Here is a 17,726-nt window from a genome sequence, read left to right on the forward strand (position 1 = left end):
GGTGAGCCGCTTCGACCCGCGCGGCAGAGTGAACCGGGCGCTGCTGGTCGGTGTGTCCGAGTACGACCACACGGCGCCGGATCCGCAGGGCGTCAACGGCCAGCTCCCCGCCGTGCTGCGCAACCGGACGGCACTCGAGAACGCGCTGAACCGAGGCCATGTGTTCGGCACGGGCGAGGTGCGGGCCCTGGCCTCGCCGACCCCGGACGACTTCACGGGGGCACTGCACCGCGCCTGCGAAGAGGCCAGGGGGCTGCTCCTGCTCTATTTCGCCGGGCATGCCGTCACCTCCACCTCCGGCAACGAACTGCACCTGCAGATGCGCACCGCGCGGGTGCTCACCGGCAACGGGCTGCCCGGCTCGGTCAGCTTCAGCGAGGTGCTGGGCGAACTCGTCGAGAGCAAGGCCGAGCAGGTGGTGGTCATCCTCGACTGCTGCTACGCCGGCAACGCCGCTGGCGTCTGGCACCGCTTCGACGACCCGAAGCGGAAGAAGCACAAGATCCTGCTGCTGATGAGCGTGCAGCCCAACCGCTGCATCCTGGGCGGGGACGCCGACGTCGCGACGCCGTTCACCCGCGAGATGGTGCGCGTCCTCGACGAGGGCGGGGAGGTGTGGCTCTCCAAGCTGTACGACGCGGTGAAGCAGCGGATGGCCGCGGCGAAGTACAAGGCGGAGGACAACGACTCGCAGCGGCCGCAGGCGCTCGCGCCCCCGTGGGACCCGGACGCGGACGTGCTGCTGGCGGCGGGCCCCATCTCGTCACGGCCGATCCAGGAGCCCTCCTGGTTCCGGCGTGTCGTCATCGCCGCCCGCAAAGCCGCCCAGCGGCTCGGCCGCACCGCCCTGTCGGCCCTGCTCGCGCTCATCGCCACCGGCGCCGGCGGCTACGGCGTCCTGGTCCTGACCGGCGACTCCGGCCCCTGCGAACCGCCCCTGGAGCTGCGGGTCCTCACCGATCCGGACCTGGAGCCGGCGATGCGGGCGGCGGCGGACGCCTATCTGGCCTCGGCGGCCAACACCACCGACGAGGGGTGCCGGCGCAGCGGCATCACCCCCTACAGCGCGGGTGCCGCCCACGTGGTGACCGCCCTGGGGGAGCGGTCCGACCCGTGGCAGCAGCCGCGTGACGACGTCAATCCGCAGCGGGACATCGGCCCGCAGCCGGACGTGTGGATCCCCGCGACCCGCGCGGACGTCGGCCGGGCCGAGGAAGCACAGGTGGAACGCGTCTTCGCCCGGCTGGAGCCGGACGCCGAGCCGTTCGCGTACTCGCCGGTCGTGCTGGCCGTCCCGAAGGACCTCGGTGCCGGCCTCCCGCCCACCGGGCGGTCGCTGACGGAGCTGGTCAGTGCCTTCAAGCAGGCCGACCCCAAGGCCGAAGTGCGCAGGCCCGACCCCGAGTTCAGCGACGCGGCGCTGCTGGCCACGGCCGGGCTGTACGGCGCCGGGGCCGATGTGCGCGGCGCCGAACAGCTCGTCGACCGGGCCGGGCGGCCCGAGTCCTCGGCCGTCAGGCTGCTGTGCACACTGCCCGAGGACGACGCCGCGGACGGCCGCAGCGCGGTCCTCGTCCCGGAGTTCCTGCTCAGGAGCGGTGTCGGCTGCCACTCGGTCACGCGCGCCGAGCGCACCGCCCTCTACCCCGACGACGTGCCCGGTCTGGAGCCGACGTTCGTGCGGGTGCGCTGGGAGGGCGGTGACCAGGACGAGCAGGCACGCGACGACGAGGTGGACCGGTTCCGTGACTGGCTGACGGGCGAGGACGGCCGGAAGGTGCTCGGCGAGCACGGGTTCAGGTCCGCGACGGGCGCCCGCGGCCTGCTCGGCGGGAAGGCGGACGACCACGGACTGGAAACCTCCGTCCCGCCGGCGGACCCCGCCGACGCGACACAACTGGACCGGACACTGGAGCTGTACGGCAACGCCCACGGGCCCGGCCGGGTGCTGTACCTCCTCGACAGCTCCGGCTCGATGGCCGGCCTGTGGGACGGCCCCAGCGGCGGCCCCGGCATCCTCAAGCAGACGCTGAAGGGACTCGGCCGGGGGGACGAGTACGGGGTGTGGGCGGTGCACGGCCTGGAGGGCCGCACCCACACCGAACTGCTGGACTTCGGCACGCACTCCCGCGCGCGGGCGGAACAGGCCCTCAAGACCGGCAAGGGAGGCGCCGAGGTGCGGGACGCGGAAGCCGATCCGGGCGCCGCCCTGCTGGACGCGCTGGCGTTCATGCGGGAGCGCGGTGCCTCCGACGAACGACCGCAGCTGATCGTCTACCTCGGCGACGGCGAGGACGACGAGCGCCTCAGCGGCGACCGCCTCCGCGAGGTGGAGGAGCGGGCACGCGCCTCCGGGGTGCCCGTGGTCATGGTGACGCTGAACAGCGGGGGCTGCGACCGGGACCGCCCCGGCACACGCGTCGCGGAGGCCGCCCAGGGCCGCTGCCTGGACGCCGGGGACGACCTCGTCCCCGCGCTGCGCGACGAGGTCGCCCGCATCGGAAGGGGGGAGGAATGATGGCCCGGCGCCTGCCCGCCGCCGTACTGGCGCTGCTGTCCCTGCTGTCCCTGGCCGCCTGCACCGGCGGTGACGTCCGCGAAGAGCCGACGGCAGCCGACGAGCGCCGCCGGATCGTGGTGGCCAGCGGCCAGGACGTCACCGGCAAGAACGGCATACGGCAGCAGCTCATCGACGCCTGGAACGCCGCGGAGGGCGCGCAGGGCTACGAGGCCCGCCTGGTGGAACTGCCCGGCTCCGCCGACCAGCAGCGCAGCCAGCTGCTCGGCGCCCTCCAGTCCGGCAGCGCCGACTACGACGTGGTGAACCTGGACGTCACCTGGGTCCCGGAGTTCGCCGAGGCGGACCTGATCCGCCCGCTGACCGACGCGGCCGTCAAGGCGCCCGACGACATCATCCCCTCCGTCGACAGCACGTCGTACTGGGACGGCAAGCGGTACGCGGTCCCCTTCAACAGCGACGCGGGCCTGCTGTACTACCGCAAGGACCATCTGCGCGAGGCCGGCGTCTCCCGGACCGACCTCGGCGACGACGAGCTGACCTGGGACGAGCTGCGGCGCATGTTCGACGCCGTGAACGGCGTCGGCACCCAGGCGGACTGGACCACCCAGCTCGCCGCCTACGAGGGCCGGACCGTCAACGCGATCGAGGCGTTCGCCTCGGCCGTGCCGGGCTTCGAACTGACCGACGCGGACGGCGGGTACACCGCCGACGAGGAGCAGTTGACGGCCGGGGTGACCGAACTCCGCGAGCGCACGGTGTCGCCGTACACCCTCAAGGACACCTCCGCGTCCCGCGAGGCCGAATCGCTCAGCGCCTTCGCCGAGGGCCGCACGACGTTCCTGCGGCACTGGCCGTACGTCTACCCCACCCTGTCCGAGACCTTCAAGGCGGACCTCGGGGTGGCCCGGCTGCCCGGCAAGGCCGTGCTGGGCGGCCAGAACCTGGCCGTCACCTCCGCCACCACCGAGCAGCGGGCCGCGAAGGCCGCCGAGCTGATCGCGTTCCTCACCGACCCCGACAGCGAACGCTGCCTGCTGCGCGCCGGGTTCGCCGCGACCCGCGTCTCCGCCTACCAGGAGACCGGCACCGCCCCCGCGTGCCGGCACGCCCATGCCTACGCCGAGGGCCCCTCGGCGTCCCCCACGGGGGAGAGGGCCCAGCGCACGGCACCCGACCGGCTGGCGGGCGGCCTCAGCTACTCCCGCGACATCCTGCTCCCGGCCCTCCGCGAGGCGGTCCATCGCCCGCGCACTCCCCTGTACGGCGCGGTCAGCCAGACCCTCATCACGGAACTGGACGCCCTGTACGGTCCGCGGGCCGAAGCGGACCCGCCGGGCGACGCGGAGTTGGCGAAACGCCTGCACGCGGCATTGCGTAAAGTCTTGTCCAACCAGTGATGTTCACAATTTCGCCATTGCATACGCGTCCGCCCCGTGCGTAGCCTCTTTACCGCACTGACCATGCAACTCAGCAAAACGGGGACGGACTTCGTGAGCATACGAAGCAAGGGAATATCCACTGTCATCGCTTTCGCCATGACGGGCGCGCTGTGCTGCGCCGGGGCGCAGGCGGCCAATGCGGCTCCGGCTCAACCGGAAGTACGCGCCGGAGCGGACGAGATCTGCGCGGTCCTCGGGATCGGCAGTGGCGCGGCGGGCCTTTCCAAGGCCCTGGCCAAGGGGGCTTCCTGGGTGGGGATCGGCGCCAGTATCGGGTGCTACGCCTACACCAAGGCCAAGGAGGCCACGCCTGCGCAGAAGCGGGCCGCCATGATCGCGTCCTACAAGAAGTACCAGGCGATGAGCGACCTCAAGAAGCTGGACGCGCTCGGCTATTACTGCCGTAAGAAGGACAGCGGCGGTGGCGGCGGCACCGACGTCGCCCCCGCCACTCCGACCGTGAAGGTCGGGTACCGCGACATCAGGATGAAGGGCGTGACGTACAAGTGCACGGCGACCGGGGACTGACCGGACGTCGCGGCCCGGGCCACGGGGAACGCCTGCTGTTCTCCCTGGCGCTGGTCGTGGTGAGCCTGTTGTGGATCGGCCAGGACATGGCGGCGTGGGCGACGGCGACGTGTGCCGTGGGCGCGGTCGGCGGGGCGCTCGGGGCGTGCTACTTCGGGTGGCGCTTCGTCCGCTCGCGCGGGGACGCGCACTAGTCAGCCGGGGTGGGCCGCCGGCCGGGGCCGCGATCCGGGCGTCTGACGATGAGGCGACCGGATCAGCAGGTCGCGGAGGATACGGCGGCCCTTCTCGTCCAGACCGGCGAGGAACCGTTCCTGGTCGGCGGGCATCACGGCCCCCGCGAAGGCGACGAGGTTGGCGTAGCGCTTCACGAGGTGGGGCTCCGACTGGAACAGCTCGGCGTAGCGCGAGAGGGGACGCCGGGACGCCTGCTGGGCCTGCTCGAGCACGCCGGTGGGGGAGACCCTGGGACCCATCTCCCTGCCGACGGCGAGCCGGGCCAGCACGCCCAGTGACGCGTAGAGGTCCTCGGCACACAGATAACCGAACTGGTCGCACGTGTAGGTCGCGGAGCGCCGGTAGGGAAGCATCCAGGGGTCGATGAACGCCAGCCACTTCAGATAATCGAGAATGAGCACGGACAGCGCCAGCCGCCCGTGCCGGGCCTTGAGCCAGGCGATGAAATTGCCGAGCATGAAACGCAGGGACGCGGGGCCGTCTTCCTGGAGGGCCGCCGCGAATTCTCCTTTGATGAGGAGGACCCGCGTCCCGAGCATGCTGGTCACTTCCATTTTCCCGTCGACTTCGTCGAGGATGTAGACGTCGATCGGGCGGTGGTAGTCGAGCCTTCGTCGGAGTTCGGCGATTTCCGCGTGGATCTCCGGAAAGCTGTCCGGTGTCACCTTGATCGCACGTCCGAGAAGCTCGGCTTTCCGGAGCCTGTGGAAGAGCCACTCGGAACCGATGACGACGAGGATCGCCAGCAACAGATACAGAATTCCCGCACCTCCCCCCGCCGTCATCGCGATGATCAGGAAGATGAAGAAGCCGGTCCACACGCTGCCCACGGCGAGTACGAGCCTGGTGCGTTCATGCGGGTGTCGTGCGAGCGAGTACCGGACCTGCGGCGGGGCGTCCGGAGCAAAGGGATGGGCCATGATGTCTCAGCTCCCTCCGTCCCATTCTCCTCCTGACGTGCCCTTTTCGCCTGCCGGGGAGGGGGTTGTCAGTGGGCGTCGGTGACCGTCTGGGGGGCCTGTTGCGCTTCCACGGCCCGTGCCGGTCCCGTGTTCGCCGCCAGCAGGAGTGTCGCGACGGCGACCACGGCGGCGGCGAAGCCTCTGGCGTACCGCTCGGCGGTGCGTGTGCGTTCGAGCACGGCGACCTCGCAACAGGGGCGGCGACTATGACGGCGGAGTATTAAGCGTGTCCAACACTGCCGCTTAACACTCCGTTTAACCTAGGGGCTGTCCAGGCCGAACGGCAAGAGGCGCAGGGGGAGTTGGCGTGGGGGAGCGTGACGATCCGGGGACCATCGGCCGCCGGGTGCAGCGGTTGCGTGTCGAACGTGGGCTGACACAGAGGCAGTTGGCGGAGCCGGTGTACACGCCCGCCTACATCTCCACCCTGGAGTCCGGCCGGGTACGGCCCTCCGACGACGCCCTGCGGCACCTCGCCGGGCGGCTCGGCGTCGCCTTCGACGAACTCGCCAGCGGGCACTCGGCGCGGCTCGTCACCGAGCTGCGGCTGCGGCTGACCGAGGCGCAGCGCACCCTCGCCGTCGGCGAGGCCGAGGCCGCGGCGGAGCAGTACGCCGGGCTGCTCGGCGAGGCCGAGACGCACAACGTGGCCGCGGAGCAGGCCGCCGCGCTGCTCGGGCTCGGCGAGTGCGCCCTGGAGACCGGCGAGCTGGAGGCGGGACGGCAGTACTTCGAGCGGGCCGAGGCCTGCCTCGCCGGGGCACCGCTGCCCGCCCGCGTCCCGGCCCTGCGCGGCCGGGCCGTCGCCCACTACCTCGCCGGTGAACTCCGCTACGCCGTCTACCTTCTGGAGACCGCCCTCGACGAACTCAACCGCGGCGGCCTGCACGACCCGGACGCCCTGCTGCTGCTCTACGCCAGCGCCATCGGCCCGTACATGGACATGGGCGCGCACGCCCGCGCCGCCCAGGCGGCCGAGTTCGCCCTGGCGCTCGCCCCGCAGTCCGGCGACCCCGCCCTGGTCGCCCGCATGCACCGCTCGGTCGCCCGCACCCTGGTCGCCGAGGGCCGCCTCGCCGAGGCCGACGCCTCGCTGGCCAAGGCCGCCGAGCTGTACCGGAGCCTGCAGATCCGCACGGAACTCGCCAACTGCCACTGGATGCGCGGCTACGTCTACGCCCAGGACGGGCGACTGGAGCGCGCGGAGGAGGAGCTGCGCGAGGCCCTCGGCATGCTGTCGGCCAGGCGGGCCGCCCTGTACAGCAGCCAGGTCACCGTCGAACTGGCCGACGTGCTGCACCGGCGCGGCCGGTCCGACGAGGCCGCGGCCCTGCTGCACGACGTCCTCGGGCACCTCTCCCCCGAGCGCGGCGCCGTCCACTCGGCCGCCGCGCACCGGCTGCTCGGCATCATCGCCGAGGACGCCCGCCGCACCGAGGAGGCCGAGGAGCACTACGTCCGCGCCCTGAGCCTGCTGGAGCGGGCGGGCGCGGCCGGGGACCTGGCCGACCTGTGCCGGCTGCTGGGCGACCTGCTGCGGCGCACCGGGCGGGTGGAGGCGGCCCTGGACGCCTACCGGACGGGCCTCGGGCCCCGTACGGCCCCCGGCACGACCACCCTCGGGCCCGCGCCCGCACAGCCTCCTCTCTGAGGAAGCACGGGCGTCGCACAGCCGTGCGGGTTAGCCTCCTGCGGGGATGTGAACGACCAGGGCGGGGCGCGTGGAGAACCAACGGACGGTGGCCGACGGCATACGGCTGGGCCTGCGGGCCCTGGTGTACGCCGTCCTCGGGGGCGCCGCGCTGATCGCCGTGGTGACGGTGGTGTCGGTGCTCGGGCCGATGGTCGCGCTCGACCTGTACACCCCGCCGGTCGCGGCCTGGTGGACGGTGTTCACCGCGATCGCCGTGCAGGGCGTGCCCTTCCTGCTGCTGGGCACGGTCGTGTCGGCGGCGATCGGGGCGTTCGTGCCCGAGCGGGTCTTCACCCGGCTGCTGCCCCGCCGCGAGGCGCTCGCCGTGCCGGTCGCGGGAGCGGCGGGCGTCGTGCTGCCGGGCTGCGAGTGCGCGTCCGTGCCGGTGGCGGGGAGCCTGATGCGGCGGGGTGTCGCCCCGGCCGCCGCGCTCGCCTTCCTGCTGTCGGCGCCCGCCATCAACCCCGTCGTCCTGGTGGCGACCTCGGTCGCCTTCCCCGGGCAGCCGGAGATGGTCCTCGCCCGGCTGGCCGCCTCGCTCGCCACGGCCGTGGCGATGGGCTGGCTGTGGGCGCGGTTCGGGCGGGAGGAGTGGCTGCGGCCGCCGAAGCGGAGCGGCGCGCCCGGGCCGGGCGGCGGGCCGCGCGCCTTCGTCGCCGGGCTCCAGCACGACTTCCTGCACGCGGGCGGCTTCCTGGTGGTCGGCGCGGCGGCCGCGGCGACCTTCGCGATCGTCGTGCCGCGGTCGGTGCTGGAGGTGTTCACCGGTTCGGCCTGGCTGTCGGTGCTGCTGCTCGCCCTGCTGGCGGTGGTGCTGTGCGTGTGCAGCGAGGCCGACGCGTTCGTGGCGGCGTCGCTGAGCGGCTTCTCGCCGACCGCGCGGCTGGCGTTCATGGTGGTCGGGCCGATGGTGGACCTGAAGCTGATCGCCCTGCAGACCGGCACGTTCGGCAGGGCCTTCGCGCTGCGGTTCTCGGCCGCGACCTGGGTGGTGGCCGTGGCCGCCAGCGTCCTGGTGGGGTGGTGGCTGCTGTGAGGCGTTACGGACCGGCCGTGCTGCTCGCGCTCGTCGGGGCGGCGATCCTGCGGGTGTCGGCCTTCAGCGAGCTGTACCTGCGGTACGTACAGCCGGGGTTGCGGCCCTACCTGGTGGTGTCCGGGGCGTCGCTGGTGCTGCTGGGAGTGGTGGTGGCGGTGCTGACGCGGACGGCGGGGAAGCGGGACCACGACGACGACCCCGACCAGGACCTTGACGACCAGCACCTGGACGACCAGGACCACGGTCACGGTCATGACCACGGCCCCGCCGGCCCCCGGGTCGCCTGGCTCCTCACCCTCCCCGCCCTCGCCCTGCTGCTCTTCCCGCCGCCCGCCCTCGGCTCCTACAGCGCGCAGCGCGAGGCGGACCAGCGGGCGGCCCGGGGCGTCGGCAGCTTCCCGGCGCTGCCGTCCGGCGACCCGGTCGACCTCACGCTCGGAGAGTTCGGCTCCCGGGCGGTCTACGACAGCGACCGCTCCCTGCGGGGGCGCACCGTCCGGCTCACCGGCTTCGTCACCCGGGACGGCGACGGCACCTGGTACGTCACCCGCCTCCTCGTCTCCTGCTGCGCCGCCGACGCGACGACCGCCAGGGCCGAGGTCCGCGGCGCCGACGCCCCGCCCGAGGACACCTGGGTCACGGTCACCGGCACCTGGCGCCCCGAGGGCGCGCCGGGCTCGGACGCCGCCTGGCCGCCGGTCGTCGACGCCGCGTCCGTACGGCAGGTGGCGCAGCCGGACAACCCGTACGAGAAGCGCTGACGACGAGCCCCGCGGCGACGGCCCGGCACGGGTTTCGCCCTACCCGCCTCGGGTAGTCGGGGCTCGATTCCGGGAGGGCGGTCGCGCGCCGTACCTCGCCGCACCCAGCCAGGGGCCCGCCCCGGAAGACCGTCAAGCGTGCAGGCCGCGGTGATCAGAGGAGGCGGTTGTCGTGCGGCCCAGGGACGACCCAGGCGCCCCCGGGGGCGACCACGGTCCCCGCGGCACCGGGGGCGGCGACCTGGACCTGGACGGGGCCCGGGCCGCCGACGTGATCGCCAGAGGTGTGCGCGGGGCCGAGCCCGGGGAGGTGCCGGGGCGGCTGTGCGAGGTGGCGGTCGAGCTGCTGCCGGTGACCGGCGCCAGCGTGTCGCTGCGCAGCGACGGCATGCCCGTACGGCTGAGCGCGAGCAGCGCGCACGCCGCGCACCTGGCGGAGATCCAGGCGACCCTGGGCGACGGCCCCTGCCAGAGCGCGCTGGAGGCGGGCGAGCCCGTGCTGGCCTGCGATCTGACCACGGGACGGGACGCCGGACGCTGGCCGGTCTTCGCCCAGCAGGCGACGGCGGCCGGGGTACGGGCGGTGTACGCGGTGCCGCTGGGCAGCGACGCGGTGTGCGTGGGCACGCTGGACCTCTACCGGGACAGGCCGGGCGGCCTCACCGACCGCCAGTTGCACGTGGCCCGGCTCGTGGCCGGTGTCATGACGGTGGCCCTGATGGCGCTCCCCCGCGAGGACGAGGCCGAGGCGCGGGGCGGGGAGCCCTGGCTGGGCGGGCTGGCCGCCGACCATCACGAGGTCTGCCAGGCCGTCGGCATGATCATGGCGCAGCTCGGCGTCGGCGCCGACGACGCCCTGGCGCGGCTGAGGGGTGACGCCTTCGCCCGCGGGTGCACGGCCCTCGACGTGGCCCGTGACGTGATCGCCCACCGCAGGCGCTTCGACCGGGACTGACGTGACGGAGGGGCCCGGGGCGTCAGATCTGCGCCCGCCCCTTCGCGCCGATCTCCACGAGCCGCTGCGTACCGAGCTCCACGGCCTGCTGGGTGACCTCCGCGTACACCTCGTCGAGACCGCCGTGGGTGAGGACGATGGCCTCCTCGCCGACCCGCACGGCGGCGAGGTCCATGGTCAGGTACGTCAGCTCCCCCTCCTCCGTCTCGCCGGCCAGCGTCACCCGCAGGGCCTGGCGGGCGTCCCCCACGGGCGGCAGCGGCAGGTCGCGGACCTCCACGCCCTGGACCACGCCGCGGACGGTCGTGGCCGTGAACTGGCCGCACCTGCCCGGCAGCGACTTCAGCCACTCCAGGGCGCGGTCCACGTCCGCGGGCGGATAGGCGGCGACCTGGTAGCGCACCTGGGCGTCGGTCTCCCCGTCGTCCAGCGCGGACATCGCGTGCGGGCCCTTCGGGACGCCGAGGAGCTCCTCCGTGTACAGGGCGTCGAGCAGCCGCTGGCAGTCCTGGTCGTCCGTGGTCGCCTTGAGCAGCCCGTCCCGCCAGGTCCTGGCGCCCCGCGTCGGGCCCCACGGCTCCCCCAGGTCGGCCTCGGTGATCAGGGCCGCCCGGGCCTGCGCCTCGGTGAGCGCGCCGCCCGGCCCGGCGGGCTGTTCGACGGCGGGCGAGGCGGCGGAGGCCGAGGCGGAGAACCAGCGCGGGCGCGGCCCGTCGTCGACGGAGCAGCCGGCCGTGGCCAGCAGGGCGGTCACGGACAGCGCGGAGGCCAGGAGGGCACGGGCGGCGGCCGGCGGGTGGGACATCGGGGTGCCTCCTGGTGGGGCGGGCCCGGTGGGAGCGGGCGGGCCGAGATCGGGCACTGCTCTTACGGCACCGGATCGGGTACTGCTCATACGGCACCACCGCGCCCGCCCGCCCACCAGCGCGACGGGCCGTCCGGGTGAGACCACGGCGCGGCACAGCCGCGGCGACCCGCCCGGGAGCGCAAAATCCGCCCGCCACGGAGCCGAGCGGGAACGGAAACGACGTCGCGCCGGGGGGCAGGCGGAGGTGGGGAGGTCGTTCGCGCCGGGGGCGGCCGGGGACGGTCCTTCGCCCCGGAGTCGAGCGGGTACGGGAAGTTGGTCGCCCCGGCGCCGAGCGGGGGTGGGGAAGTCCACCGGCCCACAGTCGAGCGGGGTTGGGGAACGTCCGCCGCCCCGGAGTCGAGCGGGTACGGGAAGTTGGTCGCCCCGGAGTCGAGCGGGTACGGGAAGTTGGTCGCCCCGGGGTCGAGCGGGTACGGGAAGTCCGTCGCCCCGGCGCCGAGCAGGGACGGGAAAATCCGTCGACCCGAGGTCGGTCCCCTTGCTACGGTCCCGTCCATGCAGCGCGCCCAGCCGTTCCCGTTCCGCACGACGACGCCGGAGAGTGTCCCGGCGCGCTGACAGCTGACGTGAGTGTCCGAAGCCCCGGGGCGAGTGCCCCGGGGCTTCGTCGCGTGGTGCTCGTCCCAGATCCGGAGGAGCCACCATGCACGACCACCGCCGACTCGGCCGTGAACTGGACCTGTTCGACACCGACCCGCTGATGGGCGCGGGGCTGCCGTACTGGCTGCCCGACGGCGCGCTCGTGCGGCACACCCTGGAGGAGTACATCCGCGAGGCGGAGCGGCGGGCCGGCTACCGGCACGTGTACTCGCCCGTCCTCGGCAAACGCGAGCTGTACGAGATCTCCGGCCACTGGGACCACTACGGCGACGACATGTTCCCGCCGATGGAGCTGGGCGCCGAGCAGGTCCTGCTGCGTCCCAGCCTCTGCCCCCACCACGCCCTGATCTACCGCTCCCGCTCCCGCAGCTACCGCGAACTCCCCCTGCGCATGGCCGAGCTGGGCGGCATGTACCGCTCGGAGCTGTCCGGCGTGCTCGGCGGACTGACCCGGGTGCGGTCCATCACCCTCAACGACGCCCACATCTTCTGCACCCTGGAGCAGGCCGTGGAGGAGGCCCGGGCGGCACTGGAGCTGATCGGCCGCGCCTACGCCGACCTGGGCATCAGCGCGTTCCGCCACCGCCTCTCGCTGCCCGGCGAGGGCGGCAAGTACGTGGCCGACCCGGACCTGTGGCGGCGGGCCACCGCCCTGCTCCGGGAGGTCCTGGACGGCTCCGGCATCCCCTACGAGGCCGCCGAGGGCGAGGCGGCCTTCTACGGCCCGAAGATCGACGTGCAGATCACCGACCCGGCCGGGCGGGAGGCCACCCTGTCCACCGTCCAGATCGACTTCCACCAGCCCGAGCGCTTCGACCTGCACTACATCGGCGCCGACGGGGCGAAGCACCGCCCGGTGATGGTGCACCGCAGCATCATCGGCAGCGTGGAACGCGCGGTCGCCCACCTCATCGAGGCGCACGGCGGCGCCTTCCCGCCGTGGCTGTCCCCGGTACAGCTGGTGGTGCTGCCGGTCGGGGAGGAGCAGGCCGGGCACGCCCACGCCCTGGTGGAGCGCGCCCACGGGCTCGGACTGCGGGCCGAGGTCGCCGGGCCCGAGCAGGGCACCCTCGCCGCCCGGATCCGCGCGGCCCGGCTGGTGCCGTACCAGGCGGTGATCGGCGGGCGCGAGGCCGACGCCGGCCTCGTGGCACCGCGCCTGCGGGACGGGCGCCGGCCCGATCCGCTGCCGGACGAGGAGCTGCTGCGGCGCATCGCGGACCGGGTGGCGGCGCGCGGAACCCTCCTGTGGGAAGCGGCGTAGGACGGGACGGGGTCAGCGCGGGGCGTCCAGGAGACCGGTGATCTGGTCGTGCAGCTCGTGCGGCAGGTCCAGCGCCCAGCGTCCGGCCGCCTCGCCGGCCAGGTCCCGGCTCCAGCGCCAGCTCTCGCGCGCGGCCCTGCGCACCTCCTGCTCGCGGGCGGTGGCCGTGACGGCGACGTAGCGCTCGCGGTCGGCGGCCGGCAGCTCCTGCTCCAGGGCGCGGCTGGGGGTGAGCCAGTGGGCGGTGCTGTCCCGCAGCAGGCGGCAGAGCTGGAGCTGCAGCGGGGCGACGACGATGTGCAGCACCGCGTGGGCGCGGGCGATCTCGCCGCGGGCCAGGACGTGGGCGACCATCAGCGTCCAGTTGGCCAGTTCGTCGGTGAGCTGCCGGGCGGTGGACACCGGCTCGCGCGGGCGGAGCTCGGCCAGTTGCCGGGCGGCCCGCGTCAGCCGTCCGGTGCGGTCGAGCAGGACGGCGTCGTCGGGCCGGGGCAGGTGGATCTGGCCCTGCCAGGTGGGGACTTCGTCGATGCCGGGGCCCGCGGGGGTGAGGTGGAACTCGCCGCGCATGAGGTCGTCGAAGACGACGGCGAGGATGCCCCACATGTTGGTGTACGCGAGCCGGAGCGGCGCGAGCTGCTCCAGGAAGGCGCGGCCGTCGAAGCCGTCGGCCTGGTCGTCCCGGATGTAGAGGTAGGCCTCGATGTCGGAGTGGGCGTCGGCCTCGCCGACGGTCCACGAGCCGTAGAGCAGGACGCCCTCCAGGCGGGGGTCGGCGTGGGCGAGTTCGCGCAGGCGGTCGATGCGGTCGTCGAGTGCGGGGGAGGCGGAGCGCATGGGCGCGATGCTAGGCAAGGGGCTCCGGGAGTTCAGCTGATTTCCCGTCAGGCCGCCGTCCAGGGGCGGAGCTTGTCCGGGTTGAGGACGGCCCAGATGCGGGTGATGCGGTCGCCCGCGACATCGAACGCCAGCACCGACACGGTGACGCCGTCCTTGCGGGCCGTGAGGCCCGGCTGGCCGTTGACCGCGCACTCCAGGAGCGTCACGCCGGGGACCGCGCGGGCCCGGTCGACGAAGAAGCGGGCGATCCGTTCGGCGCCCTCGACCGGGTGGAGCGCGGCCGTGACGAGTCCGCCGCCGTCGCCGGTCGCGGTGGCGTCGGGGGCCAGCAGGCCGATGAGGCCGTCGATGTCCTGGGCCTCCCAGGCCCGCCGGAAGGAGCGGACGAGGTCGGCCCGCTCGGCCGCCGGGGGCGCGGTAGGCCGGGCCGCGCGTACGCGGCGGCGGGCCGAGGAGGCCAGCTGGCGGCATGCGGCCGAGGTACGGCCGACGATCTCGGCGACCTCGGCGAAGGAGTAGCGGAACACGTCGTGCAGGACGAACGCGACCCGCTCGGCCGGGGTCATCGACTCCAGCACGACGAGGAAGGCCATGCTGACGGACTCGTCGAGCGTGACACGGTCGGCGGGATCGGCCGGGTCGGCCGTGCTGCCGCCCCACCGCCCGCCGACCCACTCGGGACCGCTGGGCAGCGGCTCCGGGACCCATGTGCCCACATACCGCTCGCGCCGGGCCCGGGCCGAGCCCAGCAGGTCGAGGCAGACGCGGCCGGCGACGGTCGTCAGCCAGGCGCCGGGGGAGTCGATGCCGTCCCGCTGCCGCGGGGTCAGGGCGTACCAGCGGGCGTAGGTCTCCTGCACGACGTCCTCGGCCTCGGCGAGCGAGCCGAGCAGCCGGTACGCGAGGTTGAGCAGCCGGCGCCGCTCGCGCGTGATCGCGCTCGGGTCGGCTGCGGGCTCGGACGGTGTGGTCATGGTGCGGCTGGCTCCCTCGGTCGCGCGGGTCCTCACCCCTATGACGAGACAGCGCCCCGGAATGTGAGGCCGGCCCGCGCCGCCTCACATTCCGCGGGGCTGTGTCGTCGTACCGGCGTGACCCGCACCAGGCCTTCCCTACCAGGAGACACCACCATGACGACCACGAGCACCCTTCGAGAACTGACCGGCGACTACGTCCTCGACCCCGCCGGCAGCCGCATCGGCTTCGTGGCGCGGGCCCTGCTCGTCAGCAGGGTGCGCGGGACGTTCGGCGCGTTCGAGGGCGGCGGGCGGCTGGACGGCGCCGACCCGTCGAGGTCCGCCGTGCGGCTGGCGATCCGCGCGGGAAGCGTCGGGACCGGCAACGACAAGCGCGACGACCACCTGCGCGGCGGCGACTTCCTCGACGCGGACGTCCACCCGTCCCTCACCTTCACCTCGACCCGCGTGGAGCGGGCCGGCGCGACCGGCTTCCGGGTCACCGGTGACCTGACCGTCCGCGGCGTGACCCGGCCGGTCACCGTGGACGTCGAGCTGACCGGCGCCGGGAACGACCCGCGGGGCGCCTTCCGGGTCGGCTTCACGGGCCGGGCGGTCATCGACCGGGACGACTGGGGCGTGAGCGGGGGCCGCGGCATGGTTGGCCGGAAGGTGGCACTGGAGCTGGACATCGCGGCGATACGGCAGCCCTGATCACGGCGGCACGCCGTCGGAGCGAGGCCGTAAGGTCGCCGGTACGGCCCCCGCCCGGGGTGAGCCGAAGCGGAAGGAGTCCCCGCCGTGACGGACGGTCAGCGCATCCCCGTGGTCATCGACTGCGACACCGGCGTCGACGACGCCCTCGCCCTGCTGTTCGCCGTCCGGCACCCGGCGCTCGACGTGCGCGCGATCACCTGCGTGGCCGGGAACACGGACGTGGACGGCGTCGTCCGCAACACCCTGACCGTGCTGGAGGTGGCCGGCGCCGGTGACATCCCCGTCGCCAGGGGTGCCGAGCGTCCGCTGATCGAGCCCGTCCGGACGGCACGGCACGTGCACGGGCAGGACGGCATGGGCGATCTGGGGCTGCCCGCGCCGACCCGCGTGCCGGTCGACGTGGACGCGGTGACGCTGCTGCGCCGCGAGATCCTCGCCTCGCCGAGGCCGGTCACGCTGATCCCGACCGCGCCCCTGACGAACATCGCGCTGCTGCTGCGCACGCACCCCGAGGTGACCCGCAACATCGAGCGGATCGTGTTCATGGGCGGCGCGGTGGCGACGGGGAACGCCACCCCGGTCGCGGAGTTCAACGTGTGGCACGACCCGGAGGCGGCCGCGATCCTGCTCACCGCGGGCGTGCCGATCACGATGTACGGCCTGGACGTGTTCAAGAAGGTCCTGGTGCCCGCGGGGGAGGTGCAGCGGCTGCGGGCGAGTCCGGAGCCGAGCCTCAGGATGGCCGGTGAGCTGCTCGCCCACCGGGACCCGGCCACGTCCGGCGACCCCACGCCCATGGGCGGGCTCGGTGACGCGGGCGCGGTCTGCGCGGTCGTCGACCCGAAGGGGCTGACCACCGAGCGCCTGCCGGTCGAGGTCGTGCTGGCCCCGGGGCCCTCGCGCGGCCAGACGATCGTCGACCGCCGGCCGCGGCCCGGGGAATCCGAGATCCACGAGGGCGTGCGGGACCAGCCGCTGGTGGAGGTCGCGCTGGACGTGGACGTGGAGCGGTACGTGAATCTGTGGCTGGAGACGGTGTAGCGCTGCCTGTTCGAAGACCCCGCCCTGACGGGTCCTGGTGGGACACCGTCAGGGCGGGGCGTGCGCAACCCGGCGCTGCGGGGTGCCGGCGGCTGCGCGACTGAGCGGCTAGGCGGCGTTGCGCTTCGCCGCGCGGCGGCGGGTCACCACGACGAGGGCCGCGCCGCCCGCGAGCAGGACCGCCGCGCCGGCGGCGATCGGGCCGGTGCTGCTGTTGGCGCCGGTCTCGGCGAGGTCGCCGCCACCGCCGTTCGGCGTGGGCGCCGGGGGCGTGCTCGACTCGGAGGCGGTCGGGGTGGGCGTGTCCGTGTCGGAGGACGGCGGCGTCGAGGGCTCGGCCGGCTCGGACGGGGAGGCCGGCGGGGTCGTCCCCTCGGCCGGCTCCGACGGGCTCGCGGGCGGCGTGGAGGCCGGCGGCTCCTCCTCGGCGGGCGGCGGGGTCGTGCAGTCCTTCACGCCGCCGTTCCAGGCCGCGATCAGCTTGTCCTTGATGACCGGGCGGTCCGGGCCCTTGGGCAGCTCGCCGTGGACGAAGCCGTCCTTCGCGTCGAGCTCGCCGTCGAACTTCACCGCGCCCCGGTAGAGGTCGATCTGCCCGAAGCAGCCCTTGTCCGGGATGGCGATGTCGAGCGAGTCGGTGCCGCCCGGCTTCACCGTCACCGTGTCGAAGTCGACGAAGACCTGCTCGCCGGAGGTCGCGAAGGTCGCGCCGTGCGCCAGGTAGGAGGCGAGGGAGGCCGTGCAGGTGGCCGCGTCACCGGCGGTGCGGACCTTGATGTGGACCTTGCCGTCCTCGGTCGGCTTCAGGTTCTGGTCGTCGACCTTCACCGAGTCGAAGAAGTTCACGCCGTCGAGCGAGAACTGGCAGCGGTCGGTCCCCGTCTCCGTGCCCGCGCCCGTGCCGGGCTTGTAGCTGCCGCCGGACGACCAGCCGTCACCGCCGGGCGTACCGGTGGCGAACGCGGTGGTGGCGGAGGCGGCGCAGAGGGCGAGGGCCGCGGCGCCCGTCCCCAGCAGGCGGCGCGCGGTGACACGTCTCGCTATGGACATAGGGGTATCCCGTTTCTTGGCGTGTGCCGGAACCCGGGGACGGCAGCAGGGCAGCATGCGGCCGCCGGCCATACCGGGGGTGAGTGGTCTGAGAAACACTGGGCTCATTGGTCATATGCGCCTCGGTGCGCCCCCATGGTGTCCGCGCCACATCAGGCTGTCAACCTGCGAGTATGCAAAGGGAGTTGCTCCCTCATCACACTTTCATCACAGCAGGAACGGATGACTCCGATCGGTGTGATGGTTCCTCTT

At 73.7% G+C, this 17,726-nt stretch carries 17 protein-coding genes; 11 read left to right on the plus strand and 6 right to left on the minus strand.

The genetic code is table 11. The features are described 5' to 3' along the window. Nucleotide 1 precedes the first annotated feature (1 nt). The 4 genes from ABZ948_RS33815 (at nucleotide 2) to ABZ948_RS33830 (ending at nucleotide 4,682) form a co-directional block, all read left to right on the plus strand. On the plus strand, nucleotides 2–2,518 hold the full coding sequence (locus ABZ948_RS33815; protein ID WP_359766086.1) for a vWA domain-containing protein: 2,517 nt from the start codon (nucleotides 2–4) through the stop codon (nucleotides 2,516–2,518). Continuing rightward, nucleotides 2,518–3,918, plus strand: a complete 1,401-nt coding sequence (locus ABZ948_RS33820) for an extracellular solute-binding protein (protein WP_435857710.1) — start codon at nucleotides 2,518–2,520, stop codon at nucleotides 3,916–3,918. The genes ABZ948_RS33815 and ABZ948_RS33820 overlap by 1 nt, the downstream gene beginning before the upstream one ends. Before the next feature lie 93 nt (nucleotides 3,919–4,011). After that, nucleotides 4,012–4,488, plus strand: a complete 477-nt coding sequence (locus ABZ948_RS33825) for a hypothetical protein (RefSeq protein ID WP_359766090.1) — start codon at nucleotides 4,012–4,014, stop codon at nucleotides 4,486–4,488. After that, on the plus strand, nucleotides 4,467–4,682 hold the full coding sequence (locus ABZ948_RS33830; protein WP_359766092.1) for a hypothetical protein: 216 nt from the start codon (nucleotides 4,467–4,469) through the stop codon (nucleotides 4,680–4,682). The genes ABZ948_RS33825 and ABZ948_RS33830 overlap by 22 nt, the downstream gene beginning before the upstream one ends. On the opposite strand, the gene ABZ948_RS33835 is transcribed toward ABZ948_RS33830, so the two are convergent. Together ABZ948_RS33835 and ABZ948_RS33840 are read right to left on the minus strand one after the other, a co-directional pair. Next, on the minus strand, nucleotides 4,683–5,555 hold the full coding sequence (locus tag ABZ948_RS33835) for a M48 family metalloprotease (RefSeq protein ID WP_359766094.1): 873 nt from the start codon (nucleotides 5,553–5,555) through the stop codon (nucleotides 4,683–4,685). It lies immediately after the preceding gene. Nucleotides 5,556–5,713: 158 nt separating this feature from the next. After that, on the minus strand, nucleotides 5,714–5,866 hold the full coding sequence (locus ABZ948_RS33840; protein WP_359766096.1) for a hypothetical protein: 153 nt from the start codon (nucleotides 5,864–5,866) through the stop codon (nucleotides 5,714–5,716). Nucleotides 5,867–5,994: 128 nt separating this feature from the next. Between ABZ948_RS33840 and ABZ948_RS33845 the strand changes: the two genes are divergently transcribed. The 4 genes from ABZ948_RS33845 (at nucleotide 5,995) to ABZ948_RS33860 (ending at nucleotide 10,135) form a co-directional block, all read left to right on the plus strand. Continuing rightward, complete coding sequence (locus ABZ948_RS33845; RefSeq protein ID WP_359766098.1) at nucleotides 5,995–7,338, plus strand: helix-turn-helix domain-containing protein; 1,344 nt, start codon at nucleotides 5,995–5,997, stop codon at nucleotides 7,336–7,338. Between the two features lie 70 nt (nucleotides 7,339–7,408). Then, complete coding sequence (locus tag ABZ948_RS33850) at nucleotides 7,409–8,416, plus strand: permease (RefSeq protein ID WP_359766100.1); 1,008 nt, start codon at nucleotides 7,409–7,411, stop codon at nucleotides 8,414–8,416. After that, complete coding sequence (locus tag ABZ948_RS33855; protein ID WP_359766102.1) at nucleotides 8,413–9,180, plus strand: TIGR03943 family putative permease subunit; 768 nt, start codon at nucleotides 8,413–8,415, stop codon at nucleotides 9,178–9,180. Before ABZ948_RS33850 ends, ABZ948_RS33855 begins: the two co-directional genes overlap by 4 nt. 172 nt (nucleotides 9,181–9,352) lie before the next feature. Continuing rightward, on the plus strand, nucleotides 9,353–10,135 hold the full coding sequence (locus tag ABZ948_RS33860; protein WP_359766103.1) for a GAF and ANTAR domain-containing protein: 783 nt from the start codon (nucleotides 9,353–9,355) through the stop codon (nucleotides 10,133–10,135). A gap of 22 nt (nucleotides 10,136–10,157) precedes the next feature. Here the strand turns inward: ABZ948_RS33860 and ABZ948_RS33865 are convergent, their stop codons facing one another. Then, the gene (locus tag ABZ948_RS33865) at nucleotides 10,158–10,940 is read right to left on the minus strand and encodes a hypothetical protein (RefSeq protein WP_359766105.1); all 783 of its coding nucleotides are present in this window, start codon (nucleotides 10,938–10,940) and stop codon (nucleotides 10,158–10,160) included. Nucleotides 10,941–11,649: 709 nt separating this feature from the next. Between ABZ948_RS33865 and thrS the strand changes: the two genes are divergently transcribed. Beyond that, nucleotides 11,650–12,870 carry a threonine--tRNA ligase gene (gene thrS / locus ABZ948_RS33870; protein ID WP_359766107.1) on the plus strand — a complete coding sequence of 407 codons (1,221 nt, stop codon included), beginning with the start codon at nucleotides 11,650–11,652 and terminating at the stop codon, nucleotides 12,868–12,870. Nucleotides 12,871–12,882: 12 nt separating this feature from the next. Here thrS and ABZ948_RS33875 read toward each other — a convergent pair whose 3' ends face one another. Together ABZ948_RS33875 and sigJ are read right to left on the minus strand one after the other, a co-directional pair. Further along, complete coding sequence (locus ABZ948_RS33875) at nucleotides 12,883–13,707, minus strand: nucleotidyltransferase domain-containing protein (RefSeq protein WP_359766109.1); 825 nt, start codon at nucleotides 13,705–13,707, stop codon at nucleotides 12,883–12,885. Between the two features lie 47 nt (nucleotides 13,708–13,754). Further along, nucleotides 13,755–14,684, minus strand: a complete 930-nt coding sequence (gene sigJ, locus ABZ948_RS33880) for an RNA polymerase sigma factor SigJ (protein WP_359766111.1) — start codon at nucleotides 14,682–14,684, stop codon at nucleotides 13,755–13,757. Between the two features lie 156 nt (nucleotides 14,685–14,840). On the opposite strand from sigJ, the gene ABZ948_RS33885 reads away from it, so the two are divergent. Then, nucleotides 14,841–15,380: a YceI family protein gene (locus ABZ948_RS33885; protein ID WP_359766113.1), complete on the plus strand. Its 540-nt coding sequence runs from the start codon at nucleotides 14,841–14,843 to the stop codon at nucleotides 15,378–15,380. An 87-nt stretch (nucleotides 15,381–15,467) separates the two neighbouring features. Further along, nucleotides 15,468–16,424 (plus strand): nucleoside hydrolase, encoded by a 957-nt coding sequence (locus ABZ948_RS33890; protein ID WP_359766115.1) that lies wholly within the window; start codon nucleotides 15,468–15,470, stop codon nucleotides 16,422–16,424. Nucleotides 16,425–16,532: 108 nt separating this feature from the next. On the opposite strand, the gene ABZ948_RS33895 is transcribed toward ABZ948_RS33890, so the two are convergent. Next, the gene (locus ABZ948_RS33895; RefSeq protein WP_359766117.1) at nucleotides 16,533–17,474 is read right to left on the minus strand and encodes an LAETG motif-containing sortase-dependent surface protein; all 942 of its coding nucleotides are present in this window, start codon (nucleotides 17,472–17,474) and stop codon (nucleotides 16,533–16,535) included. Between the last annotated feature and the right edge of the window lie 252 nt (nucleotides 17,475–17,726).

Origin of the sequence: Streptomyces olindensis (genome assembly GCF_040645895.1) — a bacterium.
Lineage (GTDB): Bacteria > Actinomycetota > Actinomycetes > Streptomycetales > Streptomycetaceae > Streptomyces > Streptomyces olindensis.